The sequence below is a fragment of the Microbacterium sp. C23T genome, assembly GCF_053345975.1.
Genome location: NZ_JBKFBD010000030.1, coordinates 1 through 18,171, shown reverse-complemented (window position 1 = coordinate 18,171; position 18,171 = coordinate 1). Strand labels below are relative to the sequence as shown.

The 18,171-nt window shown below is 65.4% G+C and carries 17 protein-coding genes and 1 pseudogene; 8 read left to right on the top strand and 10 right to left on the bottom strand.

Annotation, left to right across the window (positions count from 1 at the left end):
• The first annotated feature begins 81 nt into the window (after positions 1 to 81).
• Positions 82 to 1,071 carry a LacI family DNA-binding transcriptional regulator gene (locus ACLBXX_RS16215; RefSeq protein WP_447658916.1) on the top strand — a complete coding sequence of 330 codons (990 nt, stop codon included), beginning with the start codon at positions 82 to 84 and terminating at the stop codon, positions 1,069 to 1,071.
• A 20-nt stretch (positions 1,072 to 1,091) separates the two neighbouring features.
• Here the strand turns inward: ACLBXX_RS16215 and ACLBXX_RS16210 are convergent, their stop codons facing one another.
• The 4 genes from ACLBXX_RS16210 to ACLBXX_RS16195 all read right to left on the bottom strand — a co-directional run bounded on the left by ACLBXX_RS16210 (position 1,092) and on the right by ACLBXX_RS16195 (position 5,628).
• A complete protein-coding gene (locus tag ACLBXX_RS16210; protein ID WP_447658878.1) occupies positions 1,092 to 1,970 on the bottom strand; it encodes a carbohydrate ABC transporter permease in 879 nt (292 codons plus the stop codon).
• On the bottom strand, positions 1,967 to 2,911 hold the full coding sequence (locus tag ACLBXX_RS16205) for a carbohydrate ABC transporter permease (RefSeq protein ID WP_447658877.1): 945 nt from the start codon (positions 2,909 to 2,911) through the stop codon (positions 1,967 to 1,969). The genes ACLBXX_RS16210 and ACLBXX_RS16205 overlap by 4 nt, the downstream gene beginning before the upstream one ends.
• Before the next feature lie 61 nt (positions 2,912 to 2,972).
• Positions 2,973 to 4,325 (bottom strand): ABC transporter substrate-binding protein, encoded by a 1,353-nt coding sequence (locus ACLBXX_RS16200; RefSeq protein ID WP_447658876.1) that lies wholly within the window; start codon positions 4,323 to 4,325, stop codon positions 2,973 to 2,975.
• A gap of 112 nt (positions 4,326 to 4,437) precedes the next feature.
• Positions 4,438 to 5,628: an HAD-IA family hydrolase gene (locus tag ACLBXX_RS16195; protein WP_447658875.1), complete on the bottom strand. Its 1,191-nt coding sequence runs from the start codon at positions 5,626 to 5,628 to the stop codon at positions 4,438 to 4,440.
• 119 nt (positions 5,629 to 5,747) lie between these two features.
• Here ACLBXX_RS16195 and ACLBXX_RS16190 point away from each other — a divergent pair, with 119 nt between their 5' ends.
• From ACLBXX_RS16190 to ACLBXX_RS16175, 4 genes are all read left to right on the top strand, one after another.
• Entirely contained in the window at positions 5,748 to 7,142 is a 1,395-nt protein-coding gene (locus ACLBXX_RS16190; RefSeq protein ID WP_447658874.1) for an FGGY-family carbohydrate kinase, read from the top strand.
• A gap of 19 nt (positions 7,143 to 7,161) precedes the next feature.
• Complete coding sequence (locus ACLBXX_RS16185) at positions 7,162 to 8,049, top strand: hypothetical protein (RefSeq protein WP_447658873.1); 888 nt, start codon at positions 7,162 to 7,164, stop codon at positions 8,047 to 8,049.
• A 65-nt stretch (positions 8,050 to 8,114) separates the two neighbouring features.
• The gene (locus ACLBXX_RS16180) at positions 8,115 to 9,098 is read left to right on the top strand and encodes a LacI family DNA-binding transcriptional regulator (protein WP_447658872.1); all 984 of its coding nucleotides are present in this window, start codon (positions 8,115 to 8,117) and stop codon (positions 9,096 to 9,098) included.
• Positions 9,095 to 10,159: a class I mannose-6-phosphate isomerase gene (locus ACLBXX_RS16175; RefSeq protein WP_447658871.1), complete on the top strand. Its 1,065-nt coding sequence runs from the start codon at positions 9,095 to 9,097 to the stop codon at positions 10,157 to 10,159. Before ACLBXX_RS16180 ends, ACLBXX_RS16175 begins: the two co-directional genes overlap by 4 nt.
• On the opposite strand, the gene ACLBXX_RS16170 is transcribed toward ACLBXX_RS16175, so the two are convergent.
• The 6 genes from ACLBXX_RS16170 to ACLBXX_RS16145 form a co-directional block, all read right to left on the bottom strand.
• Positions 10,156 to 10,692 (bottom strand): LacI family DNA-binding transcriptional regulator, encoded by a 537-nt coding sequence (locus ACLBXX_RS16170; RefSeq protein ID WP_447658870.1) that lies wholly within the window; start codon positions 10,690 to 10,692, stop codon positions 10,156 to 10,158. The genes ACLBXX_RS16175 and ACLBXX_RS16170 overlap by 4 nt on opposite strands.
• 11 nt (positions 10,693 to 10,703) lie before the next feature.
• A complete protein-coding gene (locus ACLBXX_RS16165) occupies positions 10,704 to 12,179 on the bottom strand; it encodes a mannitol dehydrogenase family protein (protein WP_447658869.1) in 1,476 nt (491 codons plus the stop codon).
• A 63-nt stretch (positions 12,180 to 12,242) separates the two neighbouring features.
• Entirely contained in the window at positions 12,243 to 13,241 is a 999-nt protein-coding gene (locus ACLBXX_RS16160; RefSeq protein WP_447658868.1) for an ABC transporter substrate-binding protein, read from the bottom strand.
• Positions 13,242 to 13,284: 43 nt separating this feature from the next.
• Positions 13,285 to 14,334 carry an ABC transporter permease gene (locus ACLBXX_RS16155; protein WP_447658867.1) on the bottom strand — a complete coding sequence of 350 codons (1,050 nt, stop codon included), beginning with the start codon at positions 14,332 to 14,334 and terminating at the stop codon, positions 13,285 to 13,287.
• 26 nt (positions 14,335 to 14,360) lie between these two features.
• Positions 14,361 to 15,134 carry an ATP-binding cassette domain-containing protein gene (locus ACLBXX_RS16150; RefSeq protein WP_447658866.1) on the bottom strand — a complete coding sequence of 258 codons (774 nt, stop codon included), beginning with the start codon at positions 15,132 to 15,134 and terminating at the stop codon, positions 14,361 to 14,363.
• Positions 15,135 to 15,165: 31 nt separating this feature from the next.
• Positions 15,166 to 15,846, bottom strand: coding sequence for a nucleoside/nucleotide kinase family protein (locus ACLBXX_RS16145; RefSeq protein WP_447658865.1), 681 nt, complete (start codon positions 15,844 to 15,846; stop codon positions 15,166 to 15,168).
• Positions 15,847 to 16,105: 259 nt separating this feature from the next.
• Here ACLBXX_RS16145 and ACLBXX_RS16140 point away from each other — a divergent pair, with 259 nt between their 5' ends.
• From ACLBXX_RS16140 to ACLBXX_RS16130, 3 genes and pseudogenes are all read left to right on the top strand, one after another.
• Positions 16,106 to 16,834, top strand: coding sequence for an SDR family oxidoreductase (locus tag ACLBXX_RS16140; protein WP_447658864.1), 729 nt, complete (start codon positions 16,106 to 16,108; stop codon positions 16,832 to 16,834).
• Between the two features lie 51 nt (positions 16,835 to 16,885).
• Positions 16,886 to 17,101: a hypothetical protein gene (locus ACLBXX_RS16135; RefSeq protein ID WP_447658863.1), complete on the top strand. Its 216-nt coding sequence runs from the start codon at positions 16,886 to 16,888 to the stop codon at positions 17,099 to 17,101.
• A gap of 192 nt (positions 17,102 to 17,293) precedes the next feature.
• A pseudogene (locus ACLBXX_RS16130) lies at positions 17,294 to 18,171 on the top strand (transketolase); the annotation flags it as partial.

The following is an 18,171-nucleotide window of genomic DNA, read 5'->3' as shown; positions in this document are numbered from 1 at the left end:
ACCGATGACAGATGCCGATGTCGGAAGGCTCGACTATCGTGCTTGCAGGCGCCCGACGAGGAGGAGACACCGGTGACAACGATGAAGGATGTTGCGCGGCTCGCAGGCGTCAGCTCGAAGACCGTGTCTCGTGTTTTCCGCGGTGACGATTACGTCTCGGCGGACGCACACAAGCGGGTCACGGAAGCGATGCGGGCACTGAACTACTTGCCAAACTCCGCAGCCACCGCTTTCCGCACCGGTCGTGCGCCGTTGCTGGCGATCGCAGTGCCCGACATCAGCGACCCGTTCTTCGCCGCGATCACCAAAGCGGTCGATCAGCTCGCTCGCCCCCGGGGATACACCCTGGTCGTCACTAGCTTGGGGGAAGATCCGGAGGCGGAACCCGACATTGTGGAGACCTTGCTGCGCCATCAGGTCAGCGGACTGATAATCGCCCCCACCAGCTCGAGTCAGGCGTATCTGAAGCGATGGGTGGAACAGCTACCGGTCATCTTCATCGACCGCGAGCCCCGTAACCTCGCGGCGGATCTGTTCATCGAGGACGATCGAGGTGGCGCGCAGGCCGCCGTGCGTCATCTGCTGGCGCAAGGGCATCGTCGGATCGCGTTCGTGGGCGATTCCGACGCCGTGATCACCAGCCATCGCCGGTGGGAGGGGTATCGGGACGCCCTCATCGCGGCCGGTGTACCCATCCCTGAGGATCTTGTGCTGTGGGACACGCCCTCCGCCGCGGGCGCGCGGATCGAACAGCTGCTCAACAATTCCGACGCACCCTCGAGCATCTTCTCGTCGAACTCGCGGACGTCGACCGAGATCGTGTCGATGTTGCACCGGCTCCACCGCACAGACATCGCCCTCGTCAGTTTCGGAGACTTTCCGATGGCGACGGCGCTCTCGCCGCAGGTCACTGTGGTCGACCAGGACCCGGAGGGTCTGGGAACGGCTGCAGCGCAGCGGCTGCTCGAGCGGCTGGATAACCCGCTGCGCCGCTACCGCCGCAAGAACGTCCTCGACGTCACGTTGATCGACCGTGACGCCGCCCAGCTCGCGACCTCCGGGGTCGGCTGAGCTGAGCGGCGCGCGGCCGACTACTTGATCGCGCCCATCGCAAGCCCGCGAACGAGTCGCTTCTGCGCAATCCACCCCGCGGCCACGACCGGCAGCACGGCGAGGGTCGCCGCCGCGCAGAGAACCGCGATGAACTGACCGCGCCCGTCGACGAAGCTTCCCAGGAAGGGGGGCAAGGTCCGCGCGTTGGAGGACGTGAGGATCGTTGCGAGGAAGTACTCGTTCCAGGAGAAGATGAAGCAGATCAGGGCGGCCGCGGCAAGTCCGGGCGTGACGATCGGGAGCACCACGCGGATGAGCTCCACGCGAAGGTTCGCGCCGTCCACACGCGCTGCCTCGATGATTTCCAGAGGGACCTCGGAGAAGAAGGACCTCATCATCCAGATCGCGATCGGCAAGTTGACGCCGACATACAGAATCGCCAAGACAGTGATGTTGTCCAGTCCCCCCACGGCCTTCAGTAGAAGGTAGAGAGGGATGATCGACGCCGCGATCGGCATGAACCGTGTCGAGATGAAGAAGAACAGCGCGTCCCGCCACGACTTGATGGGTCGCACCGACAGGCCGTACGCCGCGGGAACCGCCAGCAGAATGATGATGACCGTCGAGAGCACGCTGGCAGTCACCGAGTTGATGAAGTAGGGCGTGAAGCCCCGCAGGAAGACCTGCCCGAACTGATCGAACGTCGGTGCGGCGAAGAACACCGGCGGGCTCGCAGCGGCGTCCTTCTCCGACTTGAACGCGGTGAGCACCATCCACAGCACGGGGAAGAACATCAGGAACGTCACGATCCAGGTCAGGAGCGTGAGCATGTTCGATCGGATCCGCGGGCCGATTCGACGCGACCGGGGAACGGGGGGCTTCGCTCGCCCCGTGACGAGCGTGGTTGTGGCAGTCATCGTGCACCCTCCGCGGAGAAGATCTTGAAGAGCATTCGGAGGGCGAACGTGGCCACGATCATTGTGACGATCACGGTGATGACACCGTAGGCGGCCGCCTCGCCGATGTTCAGCCCAATGAATGCCCGCTCATACAGGAGATAGGGAAGTGTCTTCGTTCCACCGGTGCCCTTGGTCATGATGTGGACCGGATCGAAGACCTGGAGCATGAAGATCGAGCCCAGCAGTGCCGCAAGCTCGATGTAGGGACGCAGGTGGGGAAGGGTGATGGCCTGGAAGGTGCGGAACGCGCCGGCGCCGTCGACCTGTGCGGCCTCGAGGACCTCGCCGCTCTGGCTCTGCAGGCCCGCCAGGATGATGAGCATCATGAAGGGCGTGTACTGCCAGGTCAGCACGGTGATGATCGTGAAGACGGGGAAGTCGGTGTTCCATGCGACCGGCGGGATCCCGACCAGGCCGAGCGCCCAGTTGAGGATGCCCGCGTTCGCATCGAAGATCGTCCATTTCCAGATCAGCGCAGCTGCGGCGGGCATCATCAGGAACGGGGTGATTAGGAGTGTGCGTGCGAAACCGAGGCCGCGGAAGGTGCGGTTCAGGAGCAGTGCGATGAGCAGGCCGAGCACGACGGCCAGGAGAACCGAGGTTCCCGTGATCAGAACCGACGACCACAGCGAGGCCATGAAGTCCCCGGTCGTGAGCACAGTCACGTAGTTTTCGAAACCGGCGAACGCCTGCGTCTCCGGACGCAGCAGATCCCAGTGCTGGAACGAGTAGTAGACCGTCGCCAGGAACGGGACCTGAGTGAGGATGAACGCCGTGATGAACGCGGGAAGTACCAGCGCCTTGGGAATCCACCCACCGCGTGGCTTAGGTCGCGTTCCGGGCGCCACGATGTCGTCGGTGCCGGAGTCAACCAGTTGTTGCTTGGTGGAGATAGTCATGTGCTGCGCTTTTCTTTCGGCAGGGGTGCGGGCGATTGGTGCCCGCACCCCTGACAGTCATCTATTTCTGCGCGGCGCCCGCGGTCTCAGCGAGTTGCTGTACTTCCGCGAGGGCATCGTCGACCGACTTACGGCCGGCGTACACCTCTGCGAAGACCTGGGACGCCTGGGTGCCCAGGTCCTGCCACTCCGGGATGGTGATGTACTGGATGCCCACCCACGGCTGCGGTGCCACGCCCGGCTGCGCCGGGTTCACGCCAAGCATCGACTCCTTGGTGATGTCAGCGAACGCGGCCGCGGCTTCCTGATACTCGGGAATGTCGTAGGTCGACACGCGCGATCCCGGGGGAACACGGCTCCAACCGAGGTTCTCGCCCACAAGATTCGCGTAGTCCTTGCCCGTGGCCCACTTGATGAATTCCCACGCCTGCTCAGAGTGCTGGGAGGTCTTCGGGACCGCGAGGTTCCACGACCACAGCCAGCCGCTGTTCTGCGTCTCCATGGTCGGAGCCATCACATAGCCGACCTTCCCGGCCACGCTGCTGGCTTCCGGGTCCTCCAGGGTGCCGGCCGCGGAGGTCGCGTCGTACCACATCGCCGCCTTTCCCTGCGAGAACAGGTTCAGGCACTCCGTGAACCCGAAGGACACCGGGTCGGCTTCGGCGGAGGCGTTGATGGTGTCAGACCAGAACGTGAGCGCGTCCCGGAATCCCTGCTGGTCGACCTGAGCGTTCCAGTCCTCGTCGTACCAGGCGCCACCGTAGGTGTTCACGACCGTGTTCAGGCCCGCGATGCCCTCGCCCCACCCAGGCTTGCCACGAAGGCAGATTCCGGCGTGGTCGGCGGACTTCAGCTGCGCGGCCAAGTCCGCGATCTCCGGCCAGGTCGGGTTGTCCGGGACAGTCAGGCCGGCGGCCTCGACGATGTCCTTGTTGTACATCAGGAAGGACGACTCGCCGTAGAACGGGGCGGCGTACAGGTCGCCGTCCACCGAGACGGAGGTGCGCACCGGTGCGAACAGATCGTCGATGTCGTAGTCGGCGTCGGCGTCGGCCCACTGCGACAGGTCGACCAGCCAGTCGTTCTGCTGCCACAGCGGCACCTCGTACGCCCCGATGGTGACGATGTCATACTGACCACCCTGGGTGGCGATGTCCTTGGTGACGGCGTCGCGAAGGTCGTTCTCCTCCATCTGGATGAAGTTCACCTTGATATCGGGGTGCTCCGACTCGAACTCACCCTTGAGCTGCTCCATGTCCTTCATCTGAGGGTTGCTCACTGTCGCCAGGTTCAGCGTCACGGCGCCGCTCGAGTTGCCGCCACCGGCGCCGGAGCAGCCAGCCAGTGCAAGTCCGGCGATCGAGACGCCCGCGACGGCCCAGAGGGCCCGTCTGGTTCTGTGTGTGCTGTGCATCAGAAAACCTCTCTGTTCTCGGGGTGTGAGCTGGGCTAACTTGCTCGCCGAGAACCATACGGGCAATATGTCACCGGTGTCAATCAGTAGATTGTCACCGATGACAGTTCCCTCACTCGGCCAAGCGGAGGCTCAGCGCACCATCGGCCTGCGGCGCGACGGTCAGGCGATCGAAGCCGTCGACCACCAGATCCGCGGCCACGAGCTCCTCCAGGGGGACCGTCCCGGAGACGGCCACGACGGTGCACCCGGCGGCCTTCGCCGAGGCGATCCCTGCAGGAGCGTCCTCTGCCACAAGGCAACGGCGCGGATCGACACCGAGGCGAGCGGCGGCGAGCAAGTACGGCTCGGGGTGGGGTTTGCCCTGTCGAATGTCGTCGGCGGTGATGAACACCGCGGGGGTGTCGAAGCCGCCCGCGCGTACCCGGGCCGAGGCGATCGCGAGACTCCCCGAGGTGACGATTCCCCGCTGGTGCGCGGGAATCGAGTCGAAGAACTCGCGTGCTCCGAGCACCGGCGGCAAGCCGACCGCGTCCGCGACTTCGATCTGAGTGATGCGCTGTAGGCCCTCCGCGTGCAGCTCTGGAGGGAGCAGGCGAGAGATCAGTGCTCGAGCGGGCTGCCCGTGGTTCTCCGCAACCGCGTCCATCGACACGCCGTAGGAGGTGGCGAACCGACGCCACGACCGCAGCACCGACGCGGTCGAATCGATCAGCGTTCCGTCCAGATCGAACAGCACAGCATCGAACCGTGAAGAGAAGACGGGTGCGTTCGGGGTGATGGGTAGGCGGTCGAGCACGTGCGGAAGCACCCGAGCCAGTTGCTGCGCCGTCGTCAGTTCAGCGTCGACACTGACCACGTCGATCTGCGGAGCCGTAGGCGCCGGCGGCGCCGGCCGATGCTTGTCCCTATCTTCACCGCGTGCCGCCCGGCGTGCACTCAGCAACTCGGCGTCCCCGGAAAGGTGAACCACCGTCAGCTCCGCTTTACCCACCGCGTCGCCCAGCTGCCGCCACGCCGCGCCTCCGCTGAGCTCGGCCGTGAACGGCGCGACCAGGACCAACCGGGGTGTTGTCTCCAGGAGCTGTCGCGCCGTCGACCGTAACGCGGCATACCGTCCATCACGGATGCTCTCGGCATATGGCGACGACAGCCAATGGCCGCCCCACACACTCTCAGGAACGGCGTCCAGCAGTGGATTTGTCAGCGTGTCGAGATCCAGGACGGGCGCCCCTAGATGCGCGCCCAGAGCCCGCCCCAGCGTGCTCTTCCCACTCCCGGCATCTCCCGCGACGGCGATCACGAACGGACGGGGCATTTGACATTGAGATGACACGAGACCCACGATAGACGTGATAAGTCACCGGTGTCATACCGGGTTTGCGACTCTCGACTGTGGTGTCGAGACGAAAGGAAACCGTTGTGGTCGACGGCAGGATCGCGCAGGACGCAGCTGCTCTGAGCTCTCCAGGATGCATCGGAGAGCGGTCGCTGTTCGCGGGCATCGACTTGGGAAGCACCAACCTCAAGATGCTCGTTACTGATAGCGCCGGGAACGAGATCGTCAGCGACCAGGTGCCGACACCCTGGCGGCTGGGTGCCGGAGGGACCACCGAACTGGATGCGCATTCACTGGCTGCCGCGATCGATGTGCTGCTGCGGCGGGTGTGCTCAGCCCTGGCTGCCCTGACGGCAGCCCGCATCGAAGCGATCGGGGTAGCCGGAATGGGTGAGACCGGGATGGTGGTGGACCGAGCTGGTACCGCAGTCGCTCCGGCATTCGCCTGGTTCGACCCGCGCGGTGCCGCGCAGCTCGACTCGTTCTCTCCCGCGGTGCGCGACGAGTTTGCCGGCCGCACCGGACTCCCCTTCGGCGTGCAGGTCACCGCGGTGAAACTCGCCTACGTCCGGGACCAGGGCGTGATGCTGCGCGGACGACGGTGGCTGAATCTTCCGGAGTTCGTCGTCACTCTGCTCGGGGGCGAAACCGCGGTCGAGTACTCGCTGACGTCCCGAACCGGGCTGATCGATCAGGACACCGGCGAACCGTGGGGGAACATCCTGCACGACCTTGGCGTCGATGAGACATTCCTGCCGCCGCTGCGGGACGCCGGTGCTGGCTGGGGCCGCGTTTCGCCAAACCTCCCTGACAACATCGCCGGCGCGCACCTCACCGTGGCGGGGCACGACCATCTGGTGTCAGCGGAAGCGACAAGCACGCTGGACTCGGACACCTACCACGTGTCCCTTGGAACTGCGGAAGTCTTGTTGCGAGTCATCGACCGACCGCTGGGCTTCGAAGCGCGACGACGGTTGGCGGACGCGCTCATCAATGAGGTCCGTCATGTCGTTCCAGGCAAGCACGTGCTCGTCGCCGGAGTGAAGAGCGGACTGCTGCTGCGGCGCGTCCTTCAACTCTCCGGTATCACCGACAGGACGGGCCGGGACGCCTTGGATGATCAGGTGATGGCGTCCCCCTACGAGGGCGCACTGCCGGACGGTGCCCTTGAGGTCACGGGCGCCCGAAACGACGACGGCGTCCTGCGGATCACCTCTCGTACTGACGGAATCAGCCCCGCCGAGCTGTTTTCAGCGGTGCTGCGACACAGCAACGAGGAGATCCAGACGCTCATCGCCGCGATGGACCGAGAGGTCCCGCCTGCCACCAGCAGCACTCTCACTGGCGGTTGGACCGGAATGTCCTCCGTTCGGCGCGCCCGGAGTCGAGTCCTGCCTGACCTTGCCTTCTCCAGCCAGGAGCTGGAGACCGCGTTCGGAGCCGCCACAGTGGCGGCCCGAACAATCCGACCGAACTGACAACCCCTAAGGAGCACCCATGCCCACACTCACCACCCTCGAACGCCGGGGAATGCAGCGGATCTCGACCCCGGACGGCAACATGCTGATCGTCGCCGCCGATCAGCGCAACGGCATGAAGGCAGCCATCCCGGACGCCCCGAACGGATCGGACAAGATCACGACGGGTGAGCTCGCCGACGTCAAGGCCGACCTGGTCCGGCATCTCGCCAACCACGCGCCGGCGATCCTGCTCGACCCCGAGGTCGCCCTCCCCCAGATCGTCACCGACGGTGTCCTCTCCCGCGACACGGCGCTGGTGGTGGGGCTTGATGCCTCGGGATTCGAAACCGTCGAGGACCTGCGGTACACCCGCTATGTCCCGGGCGTCACGGCGCGCACGGTCCGAGAGCTGGGCGGCGATGTCGCCAAGATGCTGTTCTACACTCGGCCCGATCGCCAAGGCCCGGATTCCCGTGTCGCCGAGCAGATCCGCGAACTCGTCGGCCAGTGCGAGGCCGAAGGGGTCCTGCTGATCGTAGAGCTGCTCACGTACCAACTGCCCGATGAGTCCGACGAGGGTTACGCGGCCGCATTCCCCGGGCTGGTCGTCGATGGGGCCCGGCTGGCCGCAGAGTGCGGTGCGAAGGTGCTGAAGCTGCAGTACCCCGGCTCCGCAGAAGCGTGCGCGGCTGTCACCGAAGCTGCGGGCGACGTGCCCTGGGCGGTCCTTTCTGCCGGCGTCGACCACGTCACCTTCATCGACCAGGTCCGAATCGCGATGGCTAACGGGGCAGGCGGAGCGATGGCCGGCCGATCGCTATGGAAAGACAGCCTCGCCTTCGGTGCCGCCGACCGTCAGCAGCTGCTGACCGAGCGAGCACTCCCGCGACTGCAGGAGCTCGCCGACGCCGTCGACCGCCGCTGACGCGCAGCCCGGCGGGGCCAAGAGCATGAGCTGAGCTTTGTCGGACCACCACCTGAGAGGGTTCCATGACCACGATGCGAGACGTCGCCGCACACGCAGGCGTGAGTGCGAAGACGGTGTCGCGCGTGTTCAATGGGGACCCGCACGTGTTGCCGCAGACCCGCGCGCACGTGCAGCAGGTGATGGCGGATCTCGACTACGTGCCGAACGTGCTGGCGACCACCTTCCGCAACGGACGCTCATCGGTGATCGGTGTCGCGGTTCCCGACATCATCGACCCGTTCTTCGCGACGATCGCCCGCGCCGTGGACGACATTGCCCGCGCTCACGGCATGTCCACGCTCGTCGCCAGCCTGGGCGATCAGCCCCACAGCGAACGCCCCACCCTGGAATCCCTGCTCGGGCGGCAGCTGTCGGGGCTGATCGTCGCGCCCGTCGGTACCGATCACTCCTGGCTGCGGAAGTGGCAGCAGCACACACCGATCGTGTTCGTGGACCGCGCCCCCATCGGTCTGGCCACCGACACGTTCACCGAGAATGATGAGACCGGTGCTTACCACGCCACCCGCCACCTGCTTGAGCACGGGCACCGCCGGATCGCCTATCTCGGAGACATGATCCACCTGTCCACGGAGACGCGGCGGCTTGCCGGTTGGCGACGCGCACTCACCGAGTACGGCCTGGCGCCGGATGAGGAACTGATCGTGGCCCATGCCTCGGACGCCGCCATCACCCGTGACGCGATGAAGCGATTGCGGACGCTTCCCAGCCCCCCGACGGCAGTGTTCTCGGCAAATGCGCGCTGTTCAATGGCCCTAGTTCAAGCCACACGCAAGCATCCGATCGCGGTCGTCGGGTTCGGGGACTTCCCCATGGCCGACGTGCTATCGCCGACGCTTACGGTCATCGATCAGAACCCTGCGCGGATCGGAACGCTCGCTGCCGAACGAGTGCTGAGCCGCCTGGATCACCCCACTCGTCGGCAGAGACAGAAGAACATCCTCGACGTCGAACTCATCGAACGCGAATCCTGCAAGGTGCACCAATGACTCTCACACCCGTCCGACTGCCGTTCCAATACCTACAGCACAACTATCGAGGCGGCGCCCGAATCGCGGCACTGCGCGGTGCCGACGTGCGAAGCGACTACCAGCCGGAGGAATGGTTGGGGTCGACGGTGACACGCTTCGGTGACCCCACATCGGGGCTCGCTGTCACCGAGGAGGGCACTATGCTGCGGGACGTCATCAGCAGCGACGCGAACGCATGGATCGGTTCCAAAGACGGAGACACGCTCACCGATACCGGGATGCTGGTGAAGCTGCTCGACCCTGCGCAGCGTCTCCCAGTGCATGTGCACCCCGATCGGAGCTTCGCCGCGCAGCATCTGGATTGCCCTTATGGGAAGACGGAAGCGTGGTACATCCTTGACGCCGATCCGGGTTCCGCGGTCTATCTCGGGTGGAGGGAACCGGTAGACCCGGACGAACTCGCCAGGGCGAGGGATGCGCAAGACAGCGAATGGATGCTGCAGCGCTTGAACCGCATTCCCGTGGAGCCGGGGATGGGGATCTTCGTCCCGGCGGGTACGGCCCACGCCATCGACAGCGGAGTGTTCGTTCTCGAGGTGCAAGAGCCCACCGATTGGTCGATCTTGCTCGAGTGGTCCATCACAACCGCGACCAGGGACGACTCCCACATCGGCGTCGGATGGAACACCGTAATGGGCGCGGTCTCGACGTCCGCGCTGGGAGTCGACGAGCTCGCCCAGCTCATCCGCACCGGACCCGCTCCTCTGGACATTCCTGCGCGCGGTGCAGTGAGGTCAGTGTTGCCCTCAATGGCGGACCCGTTCTTCCGCATCCTGGACGTCACGTCCTCCGACGGCGGTCCGACAGATTCGGTGACGGAGAGTTTCGCGGTCGCCCTGATCGCTGCCGGTGACGGCGAGCTGTTCTCTGAGGCCGGCAGCCTTCCGGCGCGGCGCGGTGATGTGGTCGCAGTGCCCCATGGGTTCGGATCGTGGCAGTTCCGCGGCCACGGCCGGGCACTGGTCTGCCTACCCGGTGCGGGATGGCCCGCCACGCTCAAACCGCGGCCTGCAGACTAGGCCGACGCGACCCCACCCTCGGCAGCCGCACCGCCGTGTTCCGCACCTGTCAAGGAGCGGAACACGGCGGTGCGGCTGCTTGATGGGGCACCAGGACGCAGGTGATGCACGGGAATCCCCCTCGCCGCCAGCGCCCGCTCAATGCCGGGATCAGTGACGCCCAAGAGGATCACCGCGTCCAGCAGCATCCGGTCAACCGTCTCCAGGGTGTGGTCGGTGAACGGGATGACCGCACCCGACCAGCCCACCGCCGCGCAATCCGCGATGAGGCTTCTCACTTCGACCCATCCCGCAGCATCGAGGTGCTCCGGTAGCAGCATCGCGATGAGCTCGCTGCGCCGTCGGCGAAGGAATCGGGCGGACGGATCGGGGCGGGTGTAGGCCAGTCTTTGGCAGGCCTGCTGGACGCGTGCTCGGGTTTCCGGACGCACCGCGCCGCGACCGCTCAACGCGGCCGACGCGGTCGACGCCGCCACTCCGGCCTCTCGGGCGACGTCCCGCAAGGTTGGTCGTCGGACCGCGCGTTCGTGCATCCAGCTACGATCTACCGGCTCGTCAGCAGCGCACTGATCGCATTGCGCGCGCCGATTGCTTTTAGGGATCTTCTGGCCTGGATGAACGCAACGCGGAGGCGCTCGTTCTCCCCCAGGTCGCCGAAGACAGGGGTGTAGTCCAGGAAGCTGCCGGCGAGCACGGACTCTTCCGCGACAGCATCGCGCAGGTCCTGCTCCCGCCGATCCACGATCGGAGTGGGCGCGCCCGTCTCCGTGGCCCCTTCGAGGAAGACACTCCACGCTGCCAACACGAGGGCCGCGTGACTGATGTGTCCGTCCCGAGCGAGCTGATCGCGGACCACAGGCAGCAGGAACTTGGGGATCCGGTCGGAGCCGTCGACGACCTGACGGGCGAGCGTGTCCAGGATCGCTTCGCTGCCGAACCGCGAGATCAGCTGGTCGCAATAGGCGGGGAGGCTGATCCCGGGTACGGGCTGCAGGGTAGGGATCGCTTCTGCATCCATATAGCTGCGCAGGAACTCAACGAACAGCGGGTCGGTGCACACCTCGTGCACATAGGTGGCGCCGGAGAGGATTCCCAGATAGCTCATGGCCTGATGCGACGCGTTCAGCAGACGGAGTTTCATCAGCTCATACGGCACGACATCAGGCACCAGCTGCACGCCGACCGTTTCGAGCGGGGGCCGGCCGAGGGTGAAGTGGTCCTCGAGCACCCACTGGTCGAAGGACTCCGACCGCACCGGCCACAGGTCCTCCACGCCGAACCCTTCTGCGATGCTCGCACGAGTCTCGTCAGTGGTCGCCGGCGTGATGCGGTCCACCATGGAACTGGGAAACGCGACGTTTGCCGCGATCCATTCGGCGAGCTCCGGATCCTTCTGCTCGGCGAAGCCGAGCAGCGCGGTGCGAGCGATGACTCCGTTGCCCTGGATGTTGTCGCACGACATCACCGTGAACGGCGGGACGTGGGCGTCTCTGCGCAGCCGCAGTGCGGCCGTGAGGAATCCGAGCACACTTCGCGGGACGGCGTCGCCAGCCAGGTCGGCGAGTGTCGCGGGGTCGGTGGGTTCGAACCGTCCTGTGCTGTCGTCGACGTGATAGCCACCCTCTGTGATCGTGAGCGACACGATACGGGTTGCCGGGTCGGCGAGTTTGCGGAGCACCGCGTCGGGGTCGTCAGGGGCGAACAGGTACTGCGCGATCGATCCAATGACGCGCGCTTCGCTGCTGCCGTCTGGGGAGCGGGTGACGAGGGTGTAGAGGTGGTCCTGCTTGGTCAGAACATCGCGCATGGCTGCGTCGCCGGGAAGGACACCGACCCCGCAGATCCCCCACTCGCGGGCACCGGCGTTCAGGATCCGGTCGAGGTACATAGCCTCGTGCGCACGATGGAACGCACCCACTCCGAAGTGCACGATGCTCGGGGTCACCTCACCCGGGTGGTATGTCGGCACCGCAACGGTAGGCGGGAGCGACGAAACGGTATCGGACGACAGCTGAACCATGGTGATTTCCTTGCGTGTTTGGGGTGTCCCGCCGGACGGCGTCTTCCGGCGGGACACCCGGTCTCAGTTGCAGGACGACTTGTAGATCGCGTCCGCGCCGTCGGTGTCGATGTTGTCGGCGGTGAGGGTGGTGGACCCGGTCTGGATCTTCTCGTCGGTCGCCTCACCCTTGAGAGCGGCGATTGCCTGTGCGACACCGTCGCTGCCGATCGTGGCGGGATCCTGCGCGATCAACGCTTGGACGACGCCGTCCTTGAGGGCCTTCACCTGCGCGGGACCGGCATCGAACCCGACGATGGTGATCTCCCCTGCTTTCCCCGCTTGCTGAACTCCGGTCGTAGAGCCTTCTGCGGCGAAGAGGTTGGCGGCGAAGATGCCGACGATGTCCGGATCCTTTGCCAGTGCCGCAGTGACAAGCCGAGCAGCCTCGGCCGGATCGTTGTGGCTGTACTGGATGCCGACCGACTCGAAGTTGGGATCCTGCGCCGCGGCGGCCTCAAACCCCTCGGCGCGTTCGTCCGTGGTCGAGATGCCCGGCTCGTTGGAAACCACCAGCACCTTTCCCCCGCCGGGCTGGGCGGCCTTGATTGCTTCGAACGCCGCCTCACCGCCGCCGATGTTGTCGCTGGAGATCTGCGATACCGCCATTGACGGGTCGCTCAGCGTGGTGTCGACCAGGACAACCTTGATGCCCGCGGCAGCGGCCGCGGCAATCGGCGCCTCCATTGCGGTGAGGTCGTTGGGTGCGATCAGCAGCGCGTCGGGCTTCTTGGCCACGACCGCGTCAACGATCGGCTTCTGCAGCGTCGGATCCCACTCCGCGGGCCCCTGCACATCCACCGTCGCGCCGAGTTCCGCGGCGGCATCCTCAATTCCGCACTGCATCGAGATGTAGAACTCATCCCCCGCCACGCCCTGGATGAACGCGATCGAGTAGTCGTCGTCCCCGGCTCCGGGATCGGAGGTAGCGCTGGGGGCGCCGGAGCTGGAGCATCCGGCCAGCGCCAGGGTCGTCGCCGCACCCAGCGCGGCGATGCCCGACATGGTTCTGGTCCACTTCATCGTGATCTCCTCCTGTTCTTGGATGGTGGTCGTGAGACGAGAGCTACCCGCTGCGTCCGCCGCTGAGGAACTTCCGCCAGAGCGCTTGTGTGTTCCCTCGCATCGCCGCGGACCGGCGCACCTGGTCGACGTACACGGCAATGATCAGCACGGCACCGACGGCGACCTGCTGCCAGAACGGCTGCACCCCGATGATGACGAAGCCGTTCTGCAGCACGGCCGGGATGAAGAGGCCCACCACGGTGCCGACGACGGTTCCCACGCCACCGAACAGCGATGTTCCGCCGATGACCACGGCGGCGATGACGTTCAGGTTTGTTTGCGACTGTCCCGCGATGGCCGTGGTGGAGAACTGCGACAGCGACAGGATGCCAGCGAGGCCCGCCAGACCGCCCGACAGCGCGTAGATGCGGATCAACTGTGCGTCCACTTTCACGCCCACCCGACGAGCCGCGATCTCGCTGGATCCCACCGCGAAGGTGTACAGGCCGAACTTAGCGAAGTGCAGCACGATCGCGCCGATGACGATGACAACGAGGGCGATCACGGCAATCAGGGGAATCGTGCCGAGCACGTTTCCGTAGCCAACGGTCAGGGTCAGCTCGGTGGGGACGTCACGGATGTCGATGCCGCCTGTGAGGATCTGCGCCAGCCCGAGCGTGATGCCCAATGTGCCAAGAGTGACGATCAGTGGCGGGATCTTGGCCTTCGCGATCAGCACTCCATTGAAGAGGCCCCATGCGAGTCCGGAAGCGATGGACACCAGGATGCCGACCGTTGCCACGCCCCATCCCCCGCCGCCCATGGCGCGCATCGTGATTGCGGCGACGACACCGGAGAACACCAGAACGGACCCGATGGACAGGTCGATGCCGGCCGTGATGATCACATAGGTCATCCCGACGCCGAGCACGGCGAGGATGGACGCGTTCTGGATGATGAGCCGGAAGTTCGACCACTGTGCGAACGTATCCGGCGCCATGATCGTGAACACCATGATGATCACGAGCAGGACGAGGAACACTTGGAACGCCTGGGTGCGCAGCACCCGGCGCAGGAACCCTACCTGCGGCTCCTCGACGCCGATCGACATGGTCTCGGTCGGCGGATTCTTGACGCTCACGCGTTGCCCTCCTTGGTAACGGCGCCGGTCATCAGGCCGACGAGCTCCTCCATGTTTGTGTCCTTCGTCTGGATGTTCGCGACTCGCGTACCCAGCCGCAGCACCTGGATCCGGTCGGAAACTTCCATCACGTGCGGCATCGAGTGACTGATGAACACCACCGCGATCCCCTTGTCGCGGACGCGACGGATGGTGTCCAGCACGTTCTTGGTCTGCCGGACGCCGAGTGCGGCCGTGGGCTCGTCGAGGAACACGACACGGCTCGCCCAGTGCACAGCACGCGCAATCGCGATCGCCTGCCGCTGCCCGCCGGACATGTCCCCGACTGGTGCGGTGAGCGATCGGACGGTCGCGCCCAAGTCATCGAATGCGAGGCGGGATTCCTTCTGCATCTCCTTGGTCTTCATGAACCCGAAGAAGCCGCCGAGACCAGGGAGAGGAATCTCGCGGCCGAGGTACATGTTCTGCACGGGATTCAGATGCGGGGCCAGCGCGAGATCCTGATACACCGTCTCGATGCCGAGAGCGCTGGCGGTCGACGGGGTGCTCATGTCGATCGGCTCACCATCGAACTTGATGGTGCCGCTGTCGAGGGCCAGGTTCCCGGACAGCGCCTTGACGAGTGTGGACTTGCCGGCGCCGTTGTCTCCGATGAGTGCGGTCACCTCCCCCGGATATACCTCAAAGTCGGTGTCGCTGAGCGCGCGCACGTGACCGAACTGCCGGGACAAGGCGCGAGCCTCGAGAACCGGCACACCCTTGGTGGTCATAGTTCAACTCCTTCGTTGTGGGTAGGTCCCGTTACCGGGTTGGTTGCAGTTGGGTGGTCAAGCGGATCACGAAGTCGGCGTTGTGCCGGCTGGCCTCCACAACGGCGCCATTGACTTGGTCCACACCGTGCACCCATACGGTGGCGTCAGCCGTCGATTCGCCGAACGATCGCCGCCGACCGATCAGACGGTTCTCGCGATCGGAGGCCGGCACGTCGAGGTACCAGCTTTCGTCCAGCTGTGGTCCGACGTTCTCCCACCCACCCGCATCATGGAGCAGATAGTTGCCCTCGGTGATCACCAGTGGGACATCGGCGGAGACGGGGATCGCCGATCCGATAGATTCTTCGATCGCACGGTTGAAAGTGGGCGCGTAGATCACGCCGTCTCGCTGTTCGCGCAGCCGACGCAGCAACGACGCGTAGCCGTCGATGTCGAACGTGTCCGGCGCACCTTTCCGTGAGCGCCTCCCCAGGCGGACGAGTTCCTCGTTCGCGAGGTGAAATCCGTCCATCCCGACCAGCACGGCGCTGCCGTCCAGCTCGCGCAGGAGCGCAGCACACAGCGTCGACTTTCCGGCGCCGGGCGCACCGGTGATGCCGAGAAGGCGGCGGCCGGACTGAGACAGTGACCGCGCGCGATCGACGAGCTCGTCGATACTCGCGTCAAAGACTCGCCCGTCCAGGGGGTCAGTGAACTTGTTGGTGGTCACGACTTCGTGCTCCTCGTCAGTGTGCGCCGTCGCTCTCAAGTTGCAGCGTTCTCGCCTGCAAGACGATCCGCTGCTCGAGCGGGCGTCGTCATCGGGTCGTTGTGAACCTACGCGTACATGTCACCGGTGTCAAGCCGTGATGAGAAATATTGTGTCACCGGTGACAGACGGCATGTTTTGTGGTTACCATGACTTCGCGTCCCCGTTCGAACGGTGGACATACCCGCTACTCCTTCAGAGTCGAACAGAGAGAACACCCATGAGCGATTTCAACGGCCGCACGATCCTCGTCACCGGGGCCGGCGGAGGGATCGGAGGGGCCACGGTCCGCCAGCTCGTCGCCGCTGGAGCCGACGTCATCGCAGCTGGCCGAACCCCCGAGTCCCTTCAGAAGATCACGCAGGAGACCGGCGCGCGCACAGTCCAGTTCGACCTTGAGTCGGAAGACAGCATCCGTGAGGCAATCGAGGGTCTCGACCTGTACGGCGTCGTCAACTGCGGCGGGTGGGGCGGAGAGATCGCCACGCCGATGGACACCGACATCGCCGTCTTCGACAAGGTCATCAGCATCAATGCCCGCGGTGCGCTGCTTGTCACCAAGTACGCCTCTCGCGAGATGATCCGACAGGAGCGAGGTGGGGCGATCGTGAACGTGTCGAGCCAGGCCAGCCTCGTCGCGCTCAATGGTCACATCTCCTATGGTTCTTCCAAGGCCGCCCTGGACAACATCACCCGCGTCTCCGCGCTCGAGCTCGGCCAGTACGGCATCCGCGTGAACAGCGTCAACCCGACCGTCGTGATGACTCCTATGTCCGCCTGGTACTGGGGTCGTCCCGACATCGAGGGTCCGTTCCTCGACGCGATGCCGCTGCACAGGTGGGCCACCGAAGACGAGATCGCCGCTCCCATCGTGTTCCTCCTCAGCGACGGCGCCTCGATGATCAGCGGCGTCTCCCTCCCCATCGACGGCGGCTACACCAGCCGGTAACGATCACGCCGAGCACCTGATACCCGCAGGCATCGCAAGGGAGCGACCAACATGATCGAAAGCAAGACGCGCCTCACCAGCCAAGTGCTGACGCTGCTGATCACGTTGGGAGCGGTGGGGCTGGGGTCGAGTTGGATCTTGCCCGACATGACTCGGCCCCGTCCTCATGTGCCGCACACGGTCGGAGTGCTCGAATACCAGGTGCCCGCTGTTCCGTACTGTTCCGCATCGACGGGCTGTGTCTCCTACAGCCCGCCGGACGACTGAACTCAGACCACCGACGCCTGTAGCCCTTGGTGTGAGAGTTGGCCGACCTGAGCAACGAGCGCACCTACAAAAGCCCCTCAACGAGACCGCGTTCAGGGATCGGACGGGCACAGCCAAACGAAACGCAACCGCAAGACCATGGCACGGGTGAATAGTCACCAGCGCACCCGCAAGCAAACCTCAAGGAGCAGCATGAGCCCCCTGCGTTGGGATGAGATCGATCGGCGCGCGGTGGACACCGCCCGCGTCCTGGCAGCGGACGCGGTGGAGAAGGTCGGCAACGGCCACCCCGGCACGGCGATGAGCCTGGCGCCCGCGGCGTACCTGCTGTACCAGCGCGTGCTGCGCCACGATCCCACGGACACCCATTGGGTCGGACGCGACCGGTTCATCCTGTCGGCCGGCCACTCGTCGCTCACGCAGTACGTGCAGCTGTACCTGGGTGGATTCGGGCTCGAGCTCGACGACCTGAAGGCGCTGCGCACGTGGGGCTCGCTCACGCCGGGTCACCCGGAGTACGGCCACACCAAGGGCGTCGAGATCACCACCGGCCCGCTGGGTCAGGGTCTCGCCTCGGCGGTGGGCTTCGCGTACGCGGCCCGCTACGAGCGCGGCCTGTTCGATCCGGAGGCCGCCGCGGGTGAGTCGCCGTTCGACCACCACATCTACGTGATCGCCGGTGACGGCGACCTGCAGGAGGGCGTCACCTCCGAGGCGTCGTCGCTCGCGGGTCACCAGGAGCTCGGCAACCTCATCGCGATCTACGACTCGAACCAGATCTCCATCGAGGACGACACCAATGTGGCGTTCACGGAGGACGTCGCGAAGCGCTATGAGTCGTACGGCTGGCACGTGCAGGTCGTGGACTGGAAGAAGACCGGGCAGTACGTCGAGGACGTCGCGGAGCTCTACTCGGCGATCGAGGCGGCGAAGGGCGAGACGTCCAAGCCGTCGCTCATCGTGCTGCGCACCATCATCGGCTGGCCGTCGCCCGGCAAGCAGAACACCGGCAAGATCCACGGCTCCGCGCTCGGTGGCGACGAGCTCGCCGCGACGAAGAAGGTCCTCGG

Bases quoted from the DNA above. Each gene is read 5' to 3' on its own strand.
- ACLBXX_RS16215 (WP_447658916.1), top strand. From the start codon at position 82: ATGAAGGATGTTGCGCGGCTCGCAGGCGTCAGCTCGAAGACCGTGTCT.
- ACLBXX_RS16210 (WP_447658878.1), bottom strand. From the start codon at position 1,970: ATGACTGCCACAACCACGCTCGTCACGGGGCGAGCGAAGCCCCCCGTT.
- ACLBXX_RS16205 (WP_447658877.1), bottom strand. From the start codon at position 2,911: ATGACTATCTCCACCAAGCAACAACTGGTTGACTCCGGCACCGACGAC.
- ACLBXX_RS16200 (WP_447658876.1), bottom strand. From the start codon at position 4,325: ATGCACAGCACACACAGAACCAGACGGGCCCTCTGGGCCGTCGCGGGC.
- ACLBXX_RS16185 (WP_447658873.1), top strand. From the start codon at position 7,162: ATGCCCACACTCACCACCCTCGAACGCCGGGGAATGCAGCGGATCTCG.
- ACLBXX_RS16180 (WP_447658872.1), top strand. From the start codon at position 8,115: ATGACCACGATGCGAGACGTCGCCGCACACGCAGGCGTGAGTGCGAAG.
- ACLBXX_RS16175 (WP_447658871.1), top strand. From the start codon at position 9,095: ATGACTCTCACACCCGTCCGACTGCCGTTCCAATACCTACAGCACAAC.
- ACLBXX_RS16170 (WP_447658870.1), bottom strand. From the start codon at position 10,692: ATGCACGAACGCGCGGTCCGACGACCAACCTTGCGGGACGTCGCCCGA.
- ACLBXX_RS16165 (WP_447658869.1), bottom strand. From the start codon at position 12,179: ATGGTTCAGCTGTCGTCCGATACCGTTTCGTCGCTCCCGCCTACCGTT.
- ACLBXX_RS16160 (WP_447658868.1), bottom strand. From the start codon at position 13,241: ATGAAGTGGACCAGAACCATGTCGGGCATCGCCGCGCTGGGTGCGGCG.
- ACLBXX_RS16155 (WP_447658867.1), bottom strand. From the start codon at position 14,334: ATGTCGATCGGCGTCGAGGAGCCGCAGGTAGGGTTCCTGCGCCGGGTG.
- ACLBXX_RS16150 (WP_447658866.1), bottom strand. From the start codon at position 15,134: ATGACCACCAAGGGTGTGCCGGTTCTCGAGGCTCGCGCCTTGTCCCGG.
- ACLBXX_RS16140 (WP_447658864.1), top strand. From the start codon at position 16,106: ATGAGCGATTTCAACGGCCGCACGATCCTCGTCACCGGGGCCGGCGGA.
- ACLBXX_RS16135 (WP_447658863.1), top strand. From the start codon at position 16,886: ATGATCGAAAGCAAGACGCGCCTCACCAGCCAAGTGCTGACGCTGCTG.